The sequence below is a fragment of the Aureimonas phyllosphaerae genome, assembly GCF_047943035.1.
Taxonomy (GTDB): domain Bacteria; phylum Pseudomonadota; class Alphaproteobacteria; order Rhizobiales; family Rhizobiaceae; genus Aureimonas; species Aureimonas phyllosphaerae.
In genome coordinates, this window is sequence record NZ_CP181348.1 from 621,350 (window position 1) to 639,840 (window position 18,491).

19 protein-coding genes are annotated in these 18,491 nt (G+C 69.8%); 6 read left to right on the plus strand and 13 right to left on the minus strand.

The genetic code is table 11. The features are described 5' to 3' along the window. The first annotated feature begins 168 nt into the window (after window positions 1-168). From ACLNGM_RS02785 to ACLNGM_RS02795, 3 genes are read left to right on the plus strand one after another with little or no spacing between them, the layout of a single operon-like run. Complete coding sequence (locus tag ACLNGM_RS02785) at window positions 169-837, plus strand: L,D-transpeptidase (protein ID WP_090965772.1); 669 nt, start codon at window positions 169-171, stop codon at window positions 835-837. Window positions 838-881: 44 nt separating this feature from the next. After that, entirely contained in the window at window positions 882-1,304 is a 423-nt protein-coding gene (locus tag ACLNGM_RS02790; RefSeq protein WP_090965774.1) for a metallopeptidase family protein, read from the plus strand. 30 nt (window positions 1,305-1,334) lie between these two features. Next, window positions 1,335-2,195: an MOSC domain-containing protein gene (locus ACLNGM_RS02795; protein ID WP_416357091.1), complete on the plus strand. Its 861-nt coding sequence runs from the start codon at window positions 1,335-1,337 to the stop codon at window positions 2,193-2,195. 75 nt (window positions 2,196-2,270) lie between these two features. Here ACLNGM_RS02795 and ACLNGM_RS02800 read toward each other — a convergent pair whose 3' ends face one another. From ACLNGM_RS02800 to ACLNGM_RS02860, 13 genes are all read right to left on the minus strand, one after another. After that, a complete protein-coding gene (locus tag ACLNGM_RS02800) occupies window positions 2,271-3,593 on the minus strand; it encodes a PQQ-dependent sugar dehydrogenase (protein ID WP_416357092.1) in 1,323 nt (440 codons plus the stop codon). A 147-nt stretch (window positions 3,594-3,740) separates the two neighbouring features. Next, a complete protein-coding gene (gene gndA / locus ACLNGM_RS02805; RefSeq protein WP_416357093.1) occupies window positions 3,741-5,168 on the minus strand; it encodes an NADP-dependent phosphogluconate dehydrogenase in 1,428 nt (475 codons plus the stop codon). A 93-nt stretch (window positions 5,169-5,261) separates the two neighbouring features. After that, window positions 5,262-6,104, minus strand: a complete 843-nt coding sequence (gene fghA / locus ACLNGM_RS02810; protein WP_416357094.1) for an S-formylglutathione hydrolase — start codon at window positions 6,102-6,104, stop codon at window positions 5,262-5,264. Between the two features lie 21 nt (window positions 6,105-6,125). Next, the gene (locus ACLNGM_RS02815) at window positions 6,126-6,542 is read right to left on the minus strand and encodes a GNAT family N-acetyltransferase (RefSeq protein WP_416357095.1); all 417 of its coding nucleotides are present in this window, start codon (window positions 6,540-6,542) and stop codon (window positions 6,126-6,128) included. Window positions 6,543-6,586: 44 nt separating this feature from the next. Further along, window positions 6,587-7,699 (minus strand): S-(hydroxymethyl)glutathione dehydrogenase/class III alcohol dehydrogenase, encoded by a 1,113-nt coding sequence (locus ACLNGM_RS02820; RefSeq protein WP_416357096.1) that lies wholly within the window; start codon window positions 7,697-7,699, stop codon window positions 6,587-6,589. A gap of 77 nt (window positions 7,700-7,776) precedes the next feature. Next, window positions 7,777-8,661, minus strand: a complete 885-nt coding sequence (locus ACLNGM_RS02825; RefSeq protein ID WP_090965785.1) for a BadF/BadG/BcrA/BcrD ATPase family protein — start codon at window positions 8,659-8,661, stop codon at window positions 7,777-7,779. Between the two features lie 109 nt (window positions 8,662-8,770). After that, window positions 8,771-10,036 carry a c-type cytochrome gene (locus ACLNGM_RS02830; protein WP_416357097.1) on the minus strand — a complete coding sequence of 422 codons (1,266 nt, stop codon included), beginning with the start codon at window positions 10,034-10,036 and terminating at the stop codon, window positions 8,771-8,773. After that, the gene (locus tag ACLNGM_RS02835) at window positions 10,033-10,680 is read right to left on the minus strand and encodes a cytochrome c oxidase assembly protein (protein WP_416357098.1); all 648 of its coding nucleotides are present in this window, start codon (window positions 10,678-10,680) and stop codon (window positions 10,033-10,035) included. Before ACLNGM_RS02835 ends, ACLNGM_RS02830 begins: the two co-directional genes overlap by 4 nt. Next, window positions 10,677-11,057 (minus strand): hypothetical protein, encoded by a 381-nt coding sequence (locus tag ACLNGM_RS02840; protein WP_416357099.1) that lies wholly within the window; start codon window positions 11,055-11,057, stop codon window positions 10,677-10,679. Before ACLNGM_RS02840 ends, ACLNGM_RS02835 begins: the two co-directional genes overlap by 4 nt. Next, window positions 11,057-13,597, minus strand: coding sequence for a cytochrome c oxidase subunit I (ctaD, locus tag ACLNGM_RS02845; protein WP_416358374.1), 2,541 nt, complete (start codon window positions 13,595-13,597; stop codon window positions 11,057-11,059). The genes ACLNGM_RS02840 and ctaD overlap by 1 nt, the downstream gene beginning before the upstream one ends. Window positions 13,598-13,620: 23 nt before the next feature. Next, window positions 13,621-14,631 carry a cytochrome c oxidase subunit II gene (locus tag ACLNGM_RS02850; protein ID WP_416357100.1) on the minus strand — a complete coding sequence of 337 codons (1,011 nt, stop codon included), beginning with the start codon at window positions 14,629-14,631 and terminating at the stop codon, window positions 13,621-13,623. 227 nt (window positions 14,632-14,858) lie between these two features. Beyond that, window positions 14,859-15,044: an Rmf/CrpP family protein gene (locus ACLNGM_RS02855; protein WP_055885364.1), complete on the minus strand. Its 186-nt coding sequence runs from the start codon at window positions 15,042-15,044 to the stop codon at window positions 14,859-14,861. Between the two features lie 78 nt (window positions 15,045-15,122). Beyond that, a complete protein-coding gene (locus tag ACLNGM_RS02860) occupies window positions 15,123-15,392 on the minus strand; it encodes a hypothetical protein (RefSeq protein WP_090965798.1) in 270 nt (89 codons plus the stop codon). Between the two features lie 185 nt (window positions 15,393-15,577). On the opposite strand from ACLNGM_RS02860, the gene ACLNGM_RS02865 reads away from it, so the two are divergent. Genes ACLNGM_RS02865 through ACLNGM_RS02875 form a run of 3 tightly spaced genes read left to right on the plus strand, consistent with a single transcriptional unit; the run spans window position 15,578 to window position 18,479 of the window. Beyond that, entirely contained in the window at window positions 15,578-16,399 is an 822-nt protein-coding gene (locus ACLNGM_RS02865; RefSeq protein ID WP_416357101.1) for a (Fe-S)-binding protein, read from the plus strand. Beyond that, entirely contained in the window at window positions 16,396-17,841 is a 1,446-nt protein-coding gene (locus ACLNGM_RS02870; RefSeq protein WP_416357102.1) for a LutB/LldF family L-lactate oxidation iron-sulfur protein, read from the plus strand. Before ACLNGM_RS02865 ends, ACLNGM_RS02870 begins: the two co-directional genes overlap by 4 nt. Next, entirely contained in the window at window positions 17,838-18,479 is a 642-nt protein-coding gene (locus tag ACLNGM_RS02875) for a LutC/YkgG family protein (RefSeq protein ID WP_416357103.1), read from the plus strand. The genes ACLNGM_RS02870 and ACLNGM_RS02875 overlap by 4 nt, the downstream gene beginning before the upstream one ends. Window positions 18,480-18,491 lie beyond the last annotated feature (12 nt).

Sequence of the window (18,491 nt, forward strand, 5' to 3'; positions counted from 1 at the left end):
TCCTGTTGATAGGGAACGAATTCCGGTGGACGACGGCAGCCGCCTCTTGGGCCCGGCGTCACGCTGTCACGATCGCGTCAGGACCAGCGATGCGGCGTTGCGGTGTGGCGTGACCGACAGGCAGGAGGAGCCCTCCACCCGTTGTCACCAATCCGAAGACGCCCGCCCATGCCCCTGACCCGTCGATCCCTCCTTGCCGGCGCGCCGCTGTTTCTGGCCGGCTGCGTGTCAGGACGCCTCGGCGACGTGGCGCCCGCTGCGCCCAGACGTGTCGTCGATCCCTACTATCTTGCCATGTACGCGCCGGTGACAGGCGAGCCCTTCCCGGTTCCCGCTCCCGACCTGACGAAGATCGACCCGCGCTTCTACCGGCAGGAGGTCGCCTACCGGAGCGGCGAAATCCCCGGGACGCTGATCGTCGATACGCCCGCGCGCTTCCTCTACCTTCAGATGGAGGGCGACCGGGCGCTGCGTTACGGGATCGGCGTCGGCAAGGCGGGTCTTGCCTTCGAGGGCGAGGCGCGGGTCCAGTACAAGCGCGCCTGGCCGCGCTGGCGCCCGACCGACGCGATGATGGCGCGCGAGCCCGCCCGCTACGGCCACCTCGGCGCGGGCATGGAGCCGGGGCCTACCAACCCGCTCGGCGCGCGGGCGCTCTACCTCTTCCGGGGCGGCGAGGACACGCTCTACCGCATCCACGGCACCAACGAGGACTGGTCGATCGGCCAGTCCGTCTCGTCGGGCTGCATACGGCTTCTCAACCAGGATGTGATCGACCTCCATCGCCGCGTCCTCGACGGCACCAAGGTCGTGGTGCTCCAGGGCGCGATGGCTTAAGACGCGGGGGGCTACGGATGGGAACCGCCAGGGAGGAGAGCCGCATGGGCCAAAGGGACCAGACCGGCGACTGGGCGCGAAGGCTGTCGCCGAGCCTCGAGGAGATCGAGGCGCTGGCGATCGAGGCCTATGCCGCGCTGCCGTCGGAATTCCGCGCCCTGTCGGGCGAGATCCGCTTCCACGTCGCCGACTTTCCCGAGGACGAGGTGGTGGAGGAGATGGGCCTCGAAAGCCCCTTCGACATTCTCGGCCTCTTCGAGGGCCGCGCCGTCGGCGCGCTCGGCACGCCCCAGACCGGTGAGATGCCCAACCGCATCCTCCTGTACCGCCGCCCGATCCTCGACTATTGGGCGGAGCATGAGGAAAGCCTCGGCACGCTGGTCGCCCATGTTCTGATCCACGAGATCGGGCACCATTTCGGCCTGTCGGACGACGACATGGAAGCACTGGAAGCGGCGACCGACTGAAACGGCATTCCGGAAGAAAAGGGACGACCGATGCAGGTCTCGACGCTCGCCATCCATCCGGTCAAGGGCGGGCGCGCCCGCCATCCCGCGAGCGTGCGGCTCGAGCCGATGGGGCTCCGGGGCGACCGGCGCTGGATGCTGGTCGATGCCACGGGGCGCTTCCTGTCGCAGCGCGAGCATCCGCCGCTCGCGCTCCTCGACGCCGAGCCCGACGAGGACGGGCTGCACCTGTCGTTTCCCGGCATCGGCGGGTCGGACGGCGGCGAGCGCTTCGTGGCGACGCCGGACGGCGAGGAGCGCGTGACGGTCACCGTCTGGAGCGACACCGTGGACGCCGCCGCCGCCGGCGCGGACACCGATGCCGCCCTGTCGCGCTGGCTCGGCCTCCCCGTGCGGCTCGTCCATTTCGACGCGCACTCGCAGCGCACCGTCTCGCGCGACTGGACCGCCGAGGATCATCCGGTCGGCTTTGCCGACGGCTTCCCGCTGCTGGTCGCCACCACGGCCTCGCTGCGCGATCTCAACCGGCGGATCGTCGCCGCGGGCGGCGAGGCCGTGCCGATGGGCCGCTTCCGACCCAACGTCGTGATCGACGGCACCGAGCCCTTCGCCGAGGACGGCTGGGCGCAGATCGCGGTCGGCGACGTGGTGCTCGATCTCGTGAAACCCTGCGCGCGCTGCGCGGTGACGACCGTCGATCAGGACGAGGGCCGGCGCACGGGCAAGGAGCCGCTCGCGACGCTCGGGCGCTTCCGCCGCTCCGGCGTCCAGCGCGCGCCGGGCGTCCTGTTCGGCTGGAACGCCGTGGTACAGGGCGCCGGCACGCTTCGCGTCGGCGACCCCGTTCGCATTCTGGAGATGCGCGAGGGCGGCTGGCCCCTCGCGCTCTGACCGCCGCGAAACGACGATGGCCCGGAACCGGCTGCCGCGGTTCCGGGCCATCGTCTCGGCGCTCCCTTGCGGGGATCAGGCCTTGGTCAGCCGCACGATCGTCGAGCCGCCGCCGCCCCGCGTCTCGGTCACGGCATAGACCGCCCCGTCCGGACCGACCTTGACGTCGCGGATGCGCGCCTCGAGCGGCACGCGCGCCTCGGTCGCCACCCGACCTTCGCCGTTCATGGACAGCACCACGAGGCCCTGCGTCACCAGACCGCCGACCAGGAAAGCGTTCTCCCACTCGGGGAACTCGGAGCCCTGATAGAGTGCCATGCCGGACGGGCCGATGACCGGATCCCAGTAGTAGGCCGGCTGTTCCATGCCGTCCTTGGCGGTAATGCCCTCGTTCACCTCGGCGCCGCCGTACTCGATGCCGTAGGTGATCACCGGCCAGCCGTAGTTCTTGCCAGCTTCCGGCGCGTTCAGCTCGTCGCCGCCGCGCGGCCCGTGCTCGATCGTCCAGAGACGGCCGTCGGCGTCGAGCGCAGCGGACTGGATGTTGCGGTGACCGTAGCTCCAGATCGCGTCCTGCGCATTGTCCTGGTTAACGAACGGGTTGTCGGCCGGGATCGAACCGTCGGCATTGATCCGGAACACCTTGCCAAGGCCCGAATCGAGGTTCTGCGCCTGATCCCGGATCGGGTCGTCGGACCGCTCGCCGACGCCGAGGAAGATCTTGCCCTCGCCATCAAAGACGATGCGCGAGCCGAAGTGCTTGTTGCCCTCGTAGCTCGGCATCTGCTGGAAGATGACCTTGACGTCGTCGAGCTTGGCCGAGCCGTCCGCCGTCGTCAGCTTCGCGCTGGCGAGCGCGGTGCCGTTGCCCACCGCCCCGCGCGGCTCGGAGAAGGTGAAGTAGATCATGCCGTCCGAGGCGAAGTTCGGCCCGAGCGCCACGTCGAGGAGGCCGCCCTGCTCGCGCGAATCGACTTCGGGCACGCCGGACACCTCGATCGGCTCGCCCTCCTGCCCCATCGCGGGCAGGATCATCAGCTTGCCTTCCTTGGCGGTGACGAGCATGCGCCCGTCCGGCATGAACTCCAGCGCCCAGAGGTTGGGCAGGCCTTCGGCCACCGTCTCGGTGGTCACCTCGGGCTGTTCGGTCGGCTGGGGCGCGCGGGTCTGGCCGGCAAAGGCCGGCTGCTGATCGGGAGCGTTGGCCGCTTCCGTCTCGATCGGCTGGCCGGCGGCCGCCCCTTGCGTCGAGGAGGCGGTGCCGGTGGCCGGCGCGTTGCCGTCCACGTGTGGCAGGCGTTCGCCCTGGCTGTTGGTGTCCTGCGCCAAGGCGCCGGTGGCAAGCATAGTGCCGGCCAGAAGGAGGCCGAGGCCACCGGATCGAAGGGTCAGTCGCATCGTCGCGTTCCTCGTCGTCGAATGAAATCGAAGACCGGGGCGGTCTTCCCATGGACGGCGAACTAATCGGGCGCGACGAGCGGACAACGCCGCTCCCGTTTAGTTGACGAAACGTGAGCGGCGCTGCAAGGGCGGGTCTCGGCGTTCCTACGCCTGCGGCCACCTATGGTGGAAGGTCCCCTCGCGATCGAGGCGATGGAAGGTGTGGGCGCCGAAGAGGTCGCGCTGGCCTTGTGTGAGGTTCGTGGTGCCACGCGCCCGGCGGTAGTCGTCGAAATAGGCGAGGGCCGCCGAGAGCGCCGGCACCGGGATGCCGGCGAGCGAGGCCTTGGCGACGACGCGCCGCAGCGCCTCTTGGGCCCCCTCGATGCGGCTCGTGAAGCTCGGCGCGAGCAGGAGGTTGACGACGTCGCCCGCCTCGTAGGCCCGCGTGATGTCATCGAGAAAGCGCGAGCGGATGATGCAGCCGGCGCGCCAGATGCGCGCGATCTCGCCAAGCGGCAGGTTCCAGCCGAACTCCTTCGAGGCCTCAGTGAGCGTCGCATAGCCCTGCGCATAGGCGATGATCTTGGCGGCGACGAGCGCGGCCTCGAGTTCCGCCAGCCCCTCGTGATCGGCGTGGAACTCGGCGCGTGCGGTCTTCACGCCGCCGAAGATGCGCGCGGCCTCCGCCCGCTCGGCGCGGCGGGAGGATATGCCGCGCGCCGAGACCGCCGCTTCCAGCGTCGTCGCGCCGACGCCGAGCTTCTGCGCCTCGATCACCGACCAGCGCCCGGTGCCCTTCTGGCCGGCCTCGTCGACGATCTGGTCGACCAGCGCCCCGCCGGTCTCGGGGTCGCGCTCGGCCAGCACCAGCGACGAGATCTCGATGAGGTAGGACTGGAGATCGCGCGTGTTCCAGTCGGCGAAGATGTCGGCCATCTCCTGCGGCCGGAGCCCGACCGCATCGCGCAGGATGCCGTAGACTTCGGCGATCATCTGCATGTCGGCATATTCGATGCCGTTGTGGATCGTCTTGACGAAATGGCCGGCGCCGTCGGGGCCGAGCCAGTCGACGCAGGGCGAGCCGTCGAACTTGGCGGCGATCGGCTCGAGAAGCGGCTTCAGGCGCTGCCACACCGCCTGGTCGCCGCCGACCATGATCGAGGGGCCGTTGCGCGCGCCGACCTCGCCGCCCGACACGCCCATGCCGACGAAGTGGACGCCGGTCGGCTTGACCGCCTTCTCGCGGCGCACCGTGTCGTTGAAGTCGGCGTTGCCGGCGTCGATCAGGATGTCGCCGGGAGCGAGATGCGGCAGGACGAGCGCCATCTGGTCGTCGACCGGCTTGCCGGCATTGACCATCAGCACCACGACGCGCGGGCTTTTGAGCACCCCGACGAAGTGCTCGATCGAATCGGTCGGAACGAGGCGCTCGGCCAGATCGGGGTTGTCTTCGCGCACCCCGTAGGCCTTCTCGGTTGTCCGGTTGCCGAGGGCGACCGTGAACCCGCCGTTGTCGGCGAAGTTCAGCGCCAAGCTCGCGCCCATCGTGCCCATGCCCAAGACGCCGAGATCCGCCTGGTTGCCGCTCATCCGATTCGCCCTCCACGTGCCTGTTCGGGCCACGGGTTTAACGGATGACGGGCGGACGTTCCATCGAAACGGTTGAAACGCCCGAGAGGGCGCTCAGCGCTTCAAGCGCTCGGCGTGCCAGGCGATGTGGTCGTCCATGAAGGTCGAGATGAAGTTGTAGGAGTGGTCGTAGCCCTCGCGCATGTTGAGCGCGAGGCGGATACCCGCCTTGTCGCAGGCCTCCTTGAGAAGCTGCGGGCGGAGGCCGTCGTCAAGATACGGGTCGGCTGTTCCCTGATCGACCAGAAACTCCGGGAAGCGGTGCCCATCCTCGATCAGGAGCGTCGCGTCGTAGGGCCGCCACGTCGACCGGTCGCGGCCGAGATACTTCTCGAAGGCGGGGCGCGACCAGTCGGCCGTCGACGGCTGGACGATCGGCGCGAAGGCCGACGCGCTCTTGTAAGCCTCCGGATTGCGCAGGGCGGCGACGAGCGCCCCGTGCCCACCCATGGAATGGCCGAAGATGCCCTGCCGGTTCATGTCGGCTGGAAAGTGCGTCGCGACATAGCCCGGCAGTTCGTCGGTCACGTAGGAATACATGCGGTAGTTGGCGGCGTAGGGGGCCTGCGTCGCGTCGACATAGAAGCCGGCGCCCGAGCCGAACTGCCAGTTGTCCGCCTCGTCCGGCACGCCCGGGCCCCGTGGGCTGGTGTCGGAGAGGACGATCATCACGCCGTGCTCGGCCGCCGCGCGGCGGAATTCGCCCTTGTCCATCGCGTTCTGGTGCGTGCAGGTCAGGCCCGACAGGTACCAGAGGACCGGCACCTTCCCGTCCCGCACCTGCGGCGGGGTGAAGACGGCAAAAGTCATCGGCGTGTCGGTGGTGCGGGACTGGTGGCGGTACACTCCTTGCGTTCCACCATGGGCCTTCGCTTCCGAGATCACGTCGAGGGGCATGGGCGGTCCTTTCGGTTGGGCTTACGTCGCCGGCGCGCGGCGCATGTCGAGATGGGGGATGCCGTCTTCCAGATAGGCACCCGATATCGTGACGAACCCATGACGCGCATAGAAGGTTTCCAGATGCGCCTGTGCCGACAGGTCGATCGCGGCCTCCGGCCAGCGCTCCGCACAGAGCCGGAGCGCCTCAGCCATCATTCTGTGGCCGAGGCCGCTGCCGCGAAAGCCGGCTGCGGTCGCGATCCGTCCGATCCGGGCCTGGCCCTCACTGTCCGGCGCGAAGACGCGCAGGACCCCGGCGAGGTCGTCGCCCGAGAGGGCCCGCAGATGCAGCGCCTCGCCGTCGCGGCCGTCGATCTCGGCGAAGGCGCAGGCCTGCTCCACCACGAAGACGTCCTGCCGGAGCTTCAGGAGGTCGTGGACTTGCACCCCGGTCAAATCGCGGAACTCCGACCAGTGCCAGCGCGTCCCGGCGGTCACGCTCAGTAGACGACGACCGAGCGGATCGACTTGCCCTCGTGCATGAGGTCGAAGGCGGTGTTGATCTCGTCCAGCGGCATCGTGTGGGTGATGAGGTCGTCGATGTTGATCTTGCCGTCCATGTACCAGTCGACGATCTTCGGCACGTCGGTTCGGCCGCGCGCGCCGCCGAAGGCCGTGCCGCGCCAGACGCGGCCGGTGACGAGCTGGAACGGCCGGGTCGAGATTTCCTTGCCGGCTTCCGCCACGCCGATGATGATCGATTCGCCCCAGCCGCGATGGCAGCATTCCAGCGCCTGGCGCATGACGTCGGTGTTGCCGGTCGCATCGAACGAGAAGTCGGCGCCGCCGCCGGTGAGGTCGAGGATGGCCTGCACCACCTTGTCGTTGCCGACCTCGCGCGGGTTGACGAAGTCGGTCATGCCGAACTTCCTGGCCATCTCGACCTTGCCGGGATTGATGTCGACGCCGATGATCTTGTCGGCGCCGACCATGCGCGCGCCCTGGATCACGTTGAGGCCGATGCCGCCGAGCCCGAACACCACGACGTTGGCGCCCGGCCAGACCTTGGCGGTGTAGATCACGGCGCCGATGCCCGTCGTCACGCCGCAGCCGATGTAGCAGATCTTGTCGAAGGGCGCGTCCTCGCGCACCTTGGCCACCGCGATCTCGGGCAGGACGGTGAAGTTCGAGAAGGTCGAGCAGCCCATGTAGTGGAAGACCGTCGTCTCGTCGCAGCGGAAGCGCGAGGAGCCGTCCGGCATGACGCCCTGGCCTTGGCTAGAGCGGATCGCGGTGCACAGGTTCGTGCGCTGCGACAGGCAGCTCTTACAGTTGCGGCATTCCGGCGTGTAGAGCGGGATGACGTGGTCGCCGGGCTTCACGGAGGTGACGCCCGCGCCCACCTCGCGCACGATGCCCGCGCCCTCGTGGCCGAGGATCGCCGGGAACTTGCCTTCGGAATCGAGGCCCGACAGCGTGTAGGCGTCGGTGTGGCAGACGCCCGTCGCCATGATCTCGACCAGCACCTCACCCGGCTGCGGCCCCCGGATGTCGACCGTCTCGATCGTGAGCGGCTTGCCTGCTTCCCAGGCGACGGCGGCGCGTGACTTCATCGGGTCCAGTCCTTGCTGTCGGGCGATTCGGATCGGGCCTGACTATAGGCCGAGGGGGGAGCGGCGCCAGTCTTCGTTCAGCGATCCCCGGCGCCGGGCGGCTCGAGGCCGGCGAGGATCAGCGCGCCGTCGAGCGGATCGCCGAGCGGCTCGTCCAGCGTCTCGGCAAGGCCCTCGGGCAGATAGGGGATCAGTGGAGCCCCGAGCCCGCCGGTCAGCGCCACGCGCTCGCAGCCGGCATCGCGCAGCGTGTCAGCGAGATCGCCGATCGCCTGGGCGGCCGCGCGCAGGATCACGTCGGCCGCGCGGTCGCCGTTTGCTGCCGCCTCGACGACGAGCGGGGCCAGCGCCGCGTAGTCGCTCGCCGAGGCGCCGTCGCACCAGCGCGTCAGCGCGTGCGCCTCGCCGCCGAAGCGCTGGAGAAGGGCGTCGGCGAGGTCGGAGCCCGACAGGCGACCGTCGACCGCCCGGAACGCCGCTTCCACCGCCGCCAGCCCGATGCGGGCGCCCGAGCCCTCGTCGGAGCCGGGAAAGCCGTAGCCGCCGAACCGCAGGAGGCGCCCTTCGAGAAGGCCGAAGCCGATCGACCCGGTGCCCGCCACGACGATGCCGCCGTCCTCGCCGCCGTGGGCCCCGAGGCAGGCGATCGCGCCGTCACCGGAAAAAACGAGGCTGGCGAAGGGATGCGGCCGCGCGGCGAAGGTGTCGGCGACGCCGATCCGTTCGATCCCGGCGACGCCGGCCCCGACATGGAGGCGGGCGAAGTCGAAGGGCCCGAGACCGGCCGCGCGCCACGCCTCGCGGGCCGCGGTCAGCATCGCCTCGAAGCTCGCCTCGACGCCGAGCCGCGCCTGCCCCGGTCCGGCATGCCCCTCGCCGAAGACGAGGCCGGACGCATCCACCAGCCGCGCGCGGCAGGCGGTGCCGCCGGCGTCGAGGCCGAGGAACAGGGGACCCGTCACGTGGCGGCGTCCGTCGGGCGGTCGTCCATCGGGTCCCGGTCCTTCTCCCGCGAATCGGTCGGACCTTCTTCATGCCGGAAAGGGCGCGCCTTCGGAAGCGCCCGCCCCGTCAGTCGCCGCGCCGCGAGTACCAGAGCGCCAGTGCGTCGATCTGCTCCTCGGTGAGGTTGATCGCGATCGTCTCCATGATGTGGGCGAGCGGCGTGCCGCCGCGATGGCGGTCCTTCCACATCTGGAGATGGGTCGCGGTGTACCATTCCGGCAGGCCGTCGAGGCGCGGATAGAGCGGGTTGGTGGCAGCCGCATCGGCGCCGTGGCAGGTCTGGCAGGCGGCGAGCTTCTGGCGCGGCAGGCCCTCTTCGGCGATCCGGCGGCCAAGCTCCATCAGGCCGCTCGTCGAGACGGGGTAGCCGTGGGCGGCTGACGGATCGACCGCCGCCTCCGGGCCCGTCGGCACCGGCTCGTCCGCGGGCGCGTCCGGCCCGATCGAGCCGCGCGGCAGGCGCACGGCGCCCTCGTAGCCGATCGCGACGCCCGCCGGGGGCCCGAGCGGCCCCGCCGGTGCCGGGATCGGCGCCTGCGCGGCATAGTGGGCAGCCAGGCGTCGCAGCGTCGCCTCGTCGTGGATACCGGCGGCGGGCGTCATGATGCCGCTCTGGCGCGTGCCGGACGAGAAGGCCTGGAGCGTGCGGAAGAGATACTCCTCCGACTGGCCGCCGATCGGCGGGAAGCTGCCCGCGGGACCGACGCCACGCCCGTCCTCGCCATGGCAGCGGGCGCAGTCGGCGAGCGCCGTGTCGTCCGCCTGCCCCAGCGCCTGGAGGCCGGGGCGACCCGGCTCGGCGCTCGGCCGTCCATAGGCGAGCTCGCGGTAGCGCTCAGGCGTCATGTCGGGCAGCGCGCGCAGGAAGGCGACCAGCGCCCAGACCTCGTCGGGGCGGTCCTGCGTCGACCAGGACGGCATGCCGGAATACTTGATGCCGTGCCGGCCGATCCAGAACAGTTCGCGGTCGCGCCATTCGCCGACCTGGTTCTCAAGACGTGGCACGGGCGGCATCATCGCGCGCGCGACCGGTGTCTGGAGTTCGCCCGGCGCACCGTGGCAAGGCGCGCAGCCGCTGGCGAAGTGGCCGGCGACGCGCTGCACGAGGAGCGGGTCCTCGAGCGACACGTCGTCGGGCTTGGAGATCGGCAGCGACTGTGTGTCGACGGCGCGCTGCAGCGTCCAGTGCAGGAACCACTCGACGGGCGCGAAATGGCCGGTATTGGCGGCGACCGACACGAGGCCCGAGCCGCCGACGAGAAGGGCGGCCCCGACCGCCGCAAAGGGCGCGGCCACGAGGTGCCAGGGGCGGATCGTCAGCGTCCACTTCATGCCGGCACCTGCGCGTCGCGCTTTTCGTTGAGGAGACGGGCGAGCAGCGACAGGCCGCCCACGAGATAGGCCGAGCCGCCGACGATCAGCATCAGGACGCCGCCGAGCTGCTGGTCCTCGAGCGGCGTCAGGGTGCTGAGCGGCGAGCAGAGATCGCCGCAGGCATAGAGCGGGCGGGGCGCGAAGAGGAGAAGAGCGCCGAGAAGGGTCATGTGCATCGAGGTCATCAGGAGGGCGGCGACTCCGGCCGCCCGGGCCCCGCGCGCGCCCTCGGCCGTGCCGAAGGCGGCCGTCCAGACGAGGAGGCCCGCCGTCAGGAATGAGGCCTGCTCGATCACGAGCACCCATGTCTCGCGGCGCGCCGCGTCGTGCAGTGCCGGGGCGTGCCAGGACCAGACCAGCACGAACTCGGCGAGGGCGGCGAGGATCGCAAAGCGCGGCGAGATGCGCGCGCCGAGCGCCGGCACCGAGCGCGTCAGCCCGAAGGCGAGGATGGGGGCCGCGACGGCGACGAGGCCCATGTGGAGGATCATGTGCGCGGCGAACGAGGTCTCGGCACGCCCGACCAACGGTCCCGCCCAAAGGAACAGGAGAAGCGCGAGGCCGGCCGCGAGCGGCCCGTGGCGGCTGAGGGCGGGGCTCACCGGCAGTCCGCCACGAGCAGCGCCGGCAGCGCGGTGAAGATGATGGCGAGGAACGACAGGCCCGAGAGGAGCACGGAGGCCAGTTCCATCTGCCGTTCGCGGTCGTCGTCGGTCGGCTTGTCGTGCGGCGGCTTGCCGCCCGCCTGCTTCCACTCGCGCCAGGCCCGGATCCCGGCGAACCAGCAGAAGACGAGGCTGGCGAAGGTCGCCACCGCGATCGTCGCGCGCACGCCGCCGATCGGCTCGAAGATATTGGTGTTGGGCGCGCAGACCACCGCGGCCGCGATGTAGCAGAACAGGAAATGCAGCGCCCACACCGTGGGCGTCGCGATCATGGTGATGAGACTGTCGCGCGTGCCGCGTCGCAGACCGAGCATCAGACGCCTCCACCGGCGACAAGCGGGAAGTAGGCGATGGTGGCCACCGTCACGAGGCCGGTCGCCATGGCGAAGTGCCAGTAGAGCGTCACGTTTGACAGGTCGATGTCGTGGCGCGGCGTGAGGAAGCCCCGGAACGAGCGGGCGAGGCAGTAGCCGACCATCAGCGTTCCGACGAAGGCGTGGATCGCGGTCCAGATGGCGAGGATCCAGACGGTCGCGGGATAGACGTGGGCGGTCGGCTGGAGCCCTGTCGCATGCGGCCCCCAGAGAAGCGCTGCACCCGCGCCGAGCGAGGCGAGGAACGAGAGCCCGAGGAGCGCGCGGGCGCCCATGACGCCGCCGCCCTTCAGGACGCGGTGCGAGACGAGGCAGGCGCCCCAGGCGAGCGCGAAGAGCGCCAGCGAGACGGTCGGCCACAGGACGCCGGGGCCTTGCGTCCCGGCCGGCGGGAAGTCGGCATGGACGGTGAAGAAGAAATAGTAGCCGAAGCACAGCGACAGGAAGGCCGTCGCGTCGCCCAGCATGGTGATGAACATCGCCCACCACGACACCGAATGCGGCCCCGACACGTAGATCGGGAGTTCCAGTCCGAGGCCGACGTATTTCGTCTCCTTCTCCGGGACGACGGCCGTCGCCTTCCAGAGCCAGAACAGGATCACCGCGATCGCGATGACGAGCGCCGCGATCGTCACCGTCCAGAGGTGGAAGGTCGCGGCGATGAAGCAGGAGCCGAGGAAGATCGCCGCCCACATCGGCACGAACGAGGGTCCCGGCACGCGCAGGCACTGGATCGGCTCGGCATCGAGGACGCTGGTCACCAGCGTCTCGCGCTTTCCCTCCTCGGCGTCCGGCAGGTAGAAGCGCCCCTTGTCCATGTCGTCGACGAAGCCCGGCTGATCCCAGAGGGGATAGCGCGACTTGACGATCGGCACCGAGCGCACGCCCCAGGGCTGGTCCGGGATCTCGCCCGACCACTCGATGGTGCCGGCGTTCCAGGGGTTGCGGTCGGCGTAGGGGTCCTTGCGTGGCCGCAGCATGTCGGCGACGACGACGAGGAAGCCGGCGGCGAAGACGAAGGCGCCGACGGTGGAGATGAGGTTCGGGATCTCGAGCCCCAGCGCCGCGGGGTAGGTGTAGACCCGTCGCGGCATGCCGATCATGCCGGAATAGTGCATCGGGAAGAACGCGACGTTGAAGCCGATGAACATCAGCCAGAACGCGATCTTGCCCGCCTTGTCGTGGAGCTTCCGCGAGGAGACGATCGGCCAGTAATAGTAGATGCCGGCGACGATCGGAAAGAGGACACCTCCGAGGATCACGTAGTGGAGGTGGGCCACCACGAAGTAGGTGTCGTGCACCTGCCAGTCGAAAGGCGCCAGCGCCACCATGACGCCGGTGAGGCCGCCGAGCACGAAGATGCCGAGCGCGCCCGACACGAAGAGCATCGGCACGGAATAGATGACGTTGCCGGCAAGGCAGGTGGCGAGGAACACGAAGATCTGGACGCCCGTGGGGATCGCGACGGCCTCGGACGCCGCCGAGAAGAAACCGAGCGAGATCGCCGGAAGGCCCGTCGTGAACATGTGGTGGACCCAGAGCCCGAAGCTCAAGAAGCCGGTGCCGACCGCCGCCAGCACGATCCAGGAATAGCCGAGCAGCGGGCGCCGCGCGAAGGTCGGGATGATCATCGCCAGCAGCGCGATCGCCGGCAGGAAGATGATGTAGACCTCCGGATGGCCGAAGATCCAGAACAGATGCTGCCACAGCATCGGGTCGCCGCCGCGCGTCGGGTCGAAGAAGGGCCAGTCGAACAGGCGCTCCATTTCGAACAGGATGTCGCCGGCGATCAGCGGCGGGAAGGCGAAGAGGATCATCGCCGCGACGACCAGGACGTACCAGGCGTAGAGCGGCATGAGGTTGAGGCGCATGCCCGGCGGGCGGCACTTCAGCGCGCCGACGATGAGCTCCACCGCTGCCGCGATCGAGGCGACCTCGATGAAGGACAGGCCGAGCAGCCAGATGTCGGCGCCGTAGCCCGGCGTGAAACGCGCCTGCGTGGTCAGCGGCGGATACATGAACCAGCCGGAATTGGGCGCCTGTCCGAAGAAGATCGAGCCGCACACGAAGATGCCGCCGATCAGGAAGCACCAGTAGCCGAAGGCTGACAGGCGCGGGAACGGCAGGTCGCGCGCGCCCAGCATCTGTGGCAGGAGGATCACCGCCACCGCCTCGAAGATCGGGACGGCGAAGAGGAACATCATCACCGTGCCGTGCAGCGTGTACACCTGGTTGTACATCGTCGCCGACAGGAAGTCGTTTTCGGGCACCGCCAGCTGCACCCGGATCATCAGGCCGAGGACGCCCGCGAACAGCATGAAGGCGAAGGAGGTGACCGTGTACCAGACGCCGACCGTCGTGTTGTTGACGTCGGACCAGTAGCGCCAGCCGGGCGGGGTGTCCCAGACCTTGATCAGGCGCTCCTGCTGCCCCTTGCGGACGGCCTCGTCCTCCTGATCCGGGTCTCCCGGACGACGCATGGCGTTGAGTTCGACGGCCGCGCTCATTTCAGAGTCTCCAGCCATTCGGCCATGGAACGGGTCTCGGCCTGCGGCAGCGTCGCGAACGACGGCATCTGGACGCCCGGCTTCTCGTGTTCGGTGAGCGCAATGAAGCGCTGGATGTTGTCGACGGTCATCGGCAGGATGCCGGCGCCCAGTGTTTCACGTGAAGCCAGATGCGTGAGGTCGGGGCCGACGAGGCCCACCGAGCCCGTGCCGCGCACCTGATGGCAGGCGCCGCAGCCGTTCGCCTCGAAGGCGGTGCGGCCGGGATGATCGAGGACGGCGGCGGGCGCCCGCTCGGCCTCGACGCGCGCGGCGAAGTCGGCCTCCGAGACGACCTTCACCACGAAGCGCATCTGCGCGTGCGCGTCGCCGCAGAACTCGGCGCAGATGCCGTGGAACGTACCGGTGCGGGTCGGATCGAGGACGATGCGCGTGATGCGGCCGGGGATCGTGTCGACCTTGCCGGCGATGTTGGGCACCCAGAAGGAATGGATGACGTCGGGGCTCGACAGCAGGATCTCGGTACGCTTGCCGACCGGGATCCAGAGTTCGTTGGCCGAAGGCACGCCCTTGCCCGACAGGAACTTGGCGACGCCCGGCGTGTCGGGCGCCTCGTAGTGCACCCGCCACCAGAAGCGCTCGCCCGAGACCGCGATGCGCGGCCCATCAGCGGGCGCGCGAAAGCCCGGCATCATCTGGAGGCCGAAGACGAGAAGCGCGGTGAGGACGACCACGGGAAAGGCGACGCCGCCCCAAAGGATCAACTTGGTGCCGGTCCGCTCGCTATGCGCCTTGGGATGCGCTTTCGTCGCATAGACCGACAGGCCCATGACGAAGAGCCAGATCAGGACGGCGCCGCCCAGCATCCACCAGAAGAGGTGAAGGACCTCGGCGGACTCGGTGCCCGCCGGATCGAAGGTCGACTGCGGGCCTCGACAGGCGGCAAGCACGAGGGCGGCCCCGGCCAGGGCAACCGATCGGGCGATCCACGCAGATTGGGTGTGCAAGCGTTTCAGGTCGGCCCCCATGCTCGGACCGACAAGGCGCCCCCGCGCCGCGATCCCCCTCGAAGGTCGACATGCTCAAGGAGCCGTCGCCCGTCTCTTCAGAACCTATGGCGCGCGACACATCCGGCCAGTGTATGGCCGGCGGCTTCAGGCAGAATGCCGCAAGGCCGACGGATCGCTCCGCCAGCCTCACGAGGACGTGATGAGATAAGGGGTCGGGTGAGCCGTCAGTGGCGCGTTTCGCCCTCGTGACCGGCGTCGTGGGAATGGTCCGCCGGGCGTGCGTTCAGCCCCTGCGTCCAACCCTCCATCCATTCATTGCGCAGCGTCGAGCCGGCCGGATATTCGCAGGCCGACTTCGGCACGTTGTTCTGGAAGGCGAGCTTGCCTTGCTGGAATGCATCGGTTGCCATGGGAAACGGCTCCTGTCCGGTTGCAGGTGAGCAAAACGGACAGAACGCCGCAGCGTTCCCAAACAGTGCGACAGATCGTCAGATCCGCAGGCCGGTTCCGAGCCCCATCGAGGCGAGGATCAGCGCCGCGTCGGGCTCCGCCTCGCCGACCGGAATGCCCAGCCCGTCGCGCACCGCCATCACCGCGATCTCGGCGTCCACCGTGTCGGGCACGTCGAAGATGCGGATGCCGACCTCGCCGAGGTCGTCTTCCTGACGGCAGCGGCGGGCATGGGCGCGCGCGTCCACCACCGAGCGGAAGGCCTGAAACTTGCGGACGTCCTCGTAGTCCATGCGCACAACGAACATTTCTTGGGCCTCCGTTGCTGTTGAGGAAAAGTTAAGCATGGGTTGCGCCGATCGCCAAGCGAAACTCTCATGACAGACGGAGGCATCCCCGGGCATGGTGTACGGGGCGCTTGAGAAGCGGCTTGCAACGCCGGGCGGCCGGCTCCACAACCGAAGCGGATCGCTGGGGAGGACTGGCCGAGGACATGACCGCGCAGACCCATCCGACGCCGGGGCGCCCGCCCGCCGGCGAAGCGCCGCGCGTCGCGCTCTTCGTGACCTGCCTCGTCAACGTGATGCGCCCGGCCGTCGCCGAGGCGACGCGCGAGCTGCTGCTCACGGCCGGCGCCCATGTCGAGGTGCCCCTCGACCAGACCTGCTGCGGCCAGCCCGCCTTCAACTCCGGCGACGAGGCGGACGGCCGGGCGATGGCCCGCCGCCAGATCGAGGCGCTGGACGGCTACGACTACGTCGTCGCCCCGTCCGGCTCCTGCATCGGCACGATCCGCCACACCTATCCCGAGACCTTCGCGGGCGATGCGGTCTGGGGCCCGCGTGCCGAGCGGCTGGCCGCGCGCGCCTTCGAGATCACGAGCTTCCTCGTCGACGTCCTCGGCTTCCATCCCGAGCCGACCCGTCCGGCCGTCGCGCGCGCGACCTATCACGACACCTGCTCGGGCCTGCGCGAACTTGGCGTCCACGACCAGCCGCGCCGGCTCTTGGGAAGCGTTCCGGGACTGAAGATGGTGCCGCTGCCCGATGCCAACGTGTGCTGCGGCTTCGGCGGCACGTTCTGCGTGAAATATCCGGCGATCTCCAACGCCGTGGTCGACGAGAAGGCGCGCGCGATCGAGGCCACCGGGGCCGACATCCTCCTCGGCGGCGATCTCGGCTGCCTCATGAACATGGCCGGGCGCCTCGGGCGGCGTGGCTCGAGCGTCCGGGCCTTCCACACGGTGGAGGCGCTGACCGGGCGGCTCGCGACGCCCGCGATCGGCGAGGCGCCCGGCCGGGAGACGAAGCGATGAGCGCCACCAGCCAGCGGGCCGAACTCGATTTCCACGCCCGCACCCGCGAGGCGCTCGCCGACGACTGGCTGAAGGTCGCGATCGACCGGACCACGGGCACCGCCCGCACCAAGCGCGCGGCGATCGTCGGCCAGTGGCCGGACTTCGCGGTGGCGCGCGAGCGCGGCCGCCAGATCAAGGACCACGTCGTCGCCAACCTCGGCCACTACCTCGCCGAGTTCGAGCGCAACGCCGCGGCGAACGGGGCGGTCGTTCATTACGCCGCGACCTCGGACGAGGCCTGCCGCATCGTCGTCGATCTCTGCCGCAAGGCGGGGGCGAAGAGCGCGACGCGCTCCAAATCCATGCTCGGCGAGGAGATCGGCCTGCCGCACGCGCTGGAGGCGGCCGGCATCAGCCGGGTCGAGACGGATCTTGCCGAGCATATCGTCCAGCTGGCGGGCGAGCGGCCGAGCCACATCATCTGGCCGGCCATGCACAAGACGCGCGAGCAGATCTCCGAACTCTTCAAGGCGTCCCACGCCGAGCCGCACCGCGAGGAAACGCCGGAAGCCATGGCCGCCTCCGCCAGGCGGCACCTGCGCCAGCGCTTCCTCACCGCCGAGGTCGGCATCTCCGGCGCCAATTTCCTCGTCGCCGACACGGGCTCGGTCTGCACCGTGACCAACGAGGGCAATGCCGAGATGACGACGACGCCGCCGCGCGTCCACATCGTGACGGCCGGCATCGAGAAGCTGGTGCCCTCGATGGGCCATGCGGCGATGATGCTGCGGCTTCTCGTGCGCTCGGCGACGGGCGCGGCGCTCACGCAGTACACGACCTTCCACACCGGGCCGAAGCGGGCGGGCGATCTCGACGGGCCGGAGGAGATGCACATCGTCCTCGTCGACAACGGGCGCACGAGGATGCTCGCCGACCACGCGCTGCGCGACATGCTCCGCTGCATCCGCTGCGGCGCCTGCATGAACCATTGCCCGGTCTTCAACCAGATCGGCGGCCACGCCTATGGCGGCACCTATCCCGGCCCGATGGGCGCGGTGCTCACCCCGGTCTTCGACGGGCTGACGGAGAAGACCCGGGATCTCGCCCACGCCTGCACCCTGAACGGACGCTGCCGCGAGGTCTGCCCGGTCGACATTCCGCTGCCGACGCTCATCAAGGGCTGGCGCGAGCGGAGCTGGCGCGAAGGGCTGGAGCCGCGCTCGATGCGCTACGGATTGAGCCTCTTCACCCTCGCCGCCACCCGTCCGCGCCTCTATCGCCTCGGCACGGCGATGGCCGGTCGGGTGCTGCGCTTCATGGGCGGCCGGCGCGGCGCGATCGCGAAGCTTCCGGGTCTTGCCGGCGCCTGGACGCTCCACCGCGACATGCCGGCGCCCCCTCCGGGGCCGACCTTCCTAGAGCGGGAGGCCGCGCGGCAGAAGCGCGAGGGCGGACGGTGAGCGCGCGCGATGCGATCTTCAGCGCGATCGGGCGAGCCCTCGGCCAGCCGGCGGACCCCGCCGCCATCCGGGCCGAGGCCGACGCGCTGCTGTCAGAGCCCGAGCGCGTGCGCCCGCGTCTGCCGGAAGACGATCTCGTCACCCTGTTCGAGGCGGCCGTGAAGCGCCTGCCGCCGGGCGCATCCTCCGAGCGCCTCGCAAGCCTCGGCGACGTGCCGGCGGCCTGCGCGCGGCGCCTCGCCGCGCTTGGCATTGCGCCCACGCTGAAAATCCAGCCGCTGCCCGACCTCGAGCGCCTCGACTGGCCGGCGGCCGGCCTTGCCGCCTCCGTCGAGGTCGACGATCGCGTGTCCGTGTCGTTGGCGGAGCGGGGGATCGCCGAGACGGCGAGCCTCGTCCTGCGCTCGGGGCCGGAGATGGCGATCCTCGATGCCTTCCTGCCGCTGCATCACATCGCGGTGCTGCGCGCGGGCGACATCGTCGCCTATCTCGAGGATGCGGTGGCCGGGGCGGATCTCGCCCGCTCGCGCAACCTCGTCGTCGTCACCGGCCCGAGCGGCACCACCGACATCGAGGGCAGCCTCGTGATCGGCGTCCACGGACCGGCCACGCTGCACATCCTTCTGGTCGAGGACTGAGGATGCCCGGCG

Excerpts from the sequence above, each read along its gene's own strand:
- ACLNGM_RS02785 (WP_090965772.1), top strand. The coding sequence starts at position 169 with ATGCCCCTGACCCGTCGATCCCTCCTTGCCGGCGCGCCGCTGTTTCTG.
- ACLNGM_RS02790 (WP_090965774.1), top strand. The coding sequence starts at position 882 with ATGGGCCAAAGGGACCAGACCGGCGACTGGGCGCGAAGGCTGTCGCCG.
- ACLNGM_RS02795 (WP_416357091.1), top strand. The coding sequence starts at position 1,335 with ATGCAGGTCTCGACGCTCGCCATCCATCCGGTCAAGGGCGGGCGCGCC.
- ACLNGM_RS02800 (WP_416357092.1), bottom strand. The coding sequence starts at position 3,593 with ATGCGACTGACCCTTCGATCCGGTGGCCTCGGCCTCCTTCTGGCCGGC.
- gndA (WP_416357093.1), bottom strand. The coding sequence starts at position 5,168 with ATGAGCGGCAACCAGGCGGATCTCGGCGTCTTGGGCATGGGCACGATG.
- fghA (WP_416357094.1), bottom strand. The coding sequence starts at position 6,104 with ATGCCCCTCGACGTGATCTCGGAAGCGAAGGCCCATGGTGGAACGCAA.
- ACLNGM_RS02820 (WP_416357096.1), bottom strand. The coding sequence starts at position 7,699 with ATGAAGTCACGCGCCGCCGTCGCCTGGGAAGCAGGCAAGCCGCTCACG.
- ACLNGM_RS02830 (WP_416357097.1), bottom strand. The coding sequence starts at position 10,036 with ATGAAGTGGACGCTGACGATCCGCCCCTGGCACCTCGTGGCCGCGCCC.
- ACLNGM_RS02840 (WP_416357099.1), bottom strand. The coding sequence starts at position 11,057 with ATGCTCGGTCTGCGACGCGGCACGCGCGACAGTCTCATCACCATGATC.
- ctaD (WP_416358374.1), bottom strand. The coding sequence starts at position 13,597 with ATGCGTCGTCCGGGAGACCCGGATCAGGAGGACGAGGCCGTCCGCAAG.
- ACLNGM_RS02855 (WP_055885364.1), bottom strand. The coding sequence starts at position 15,044 with ATGGCAACCGATGCATTCCAGCAAGGCAAGCTCGCCTTCCAGAACAAC.
- ACLNGM_RS02860 (WP_090965798.1), bottom strand. The coding sequence starts at position 15,392 with ATGTTCGTTGTGCGCATGGACTACGAGGACGTCCGCAAGTTTCAGGCC.
- ACLNGM_RS02865 (WP_416357101.1), top strand. The coding sequence starts at position 15,578 with ATGACCGCGCAGACCCATCCGACGCCGGGGCGCCCGCCCGCCGGCGAA.
- ACLNGM_RS02870 (WP_416357102.1), top strand. The coding sequence starts at position 16,396 with ATGAGCGCCACCAGCCAGCGGGCCGAACTCGATTTCCACGCCCGCACC.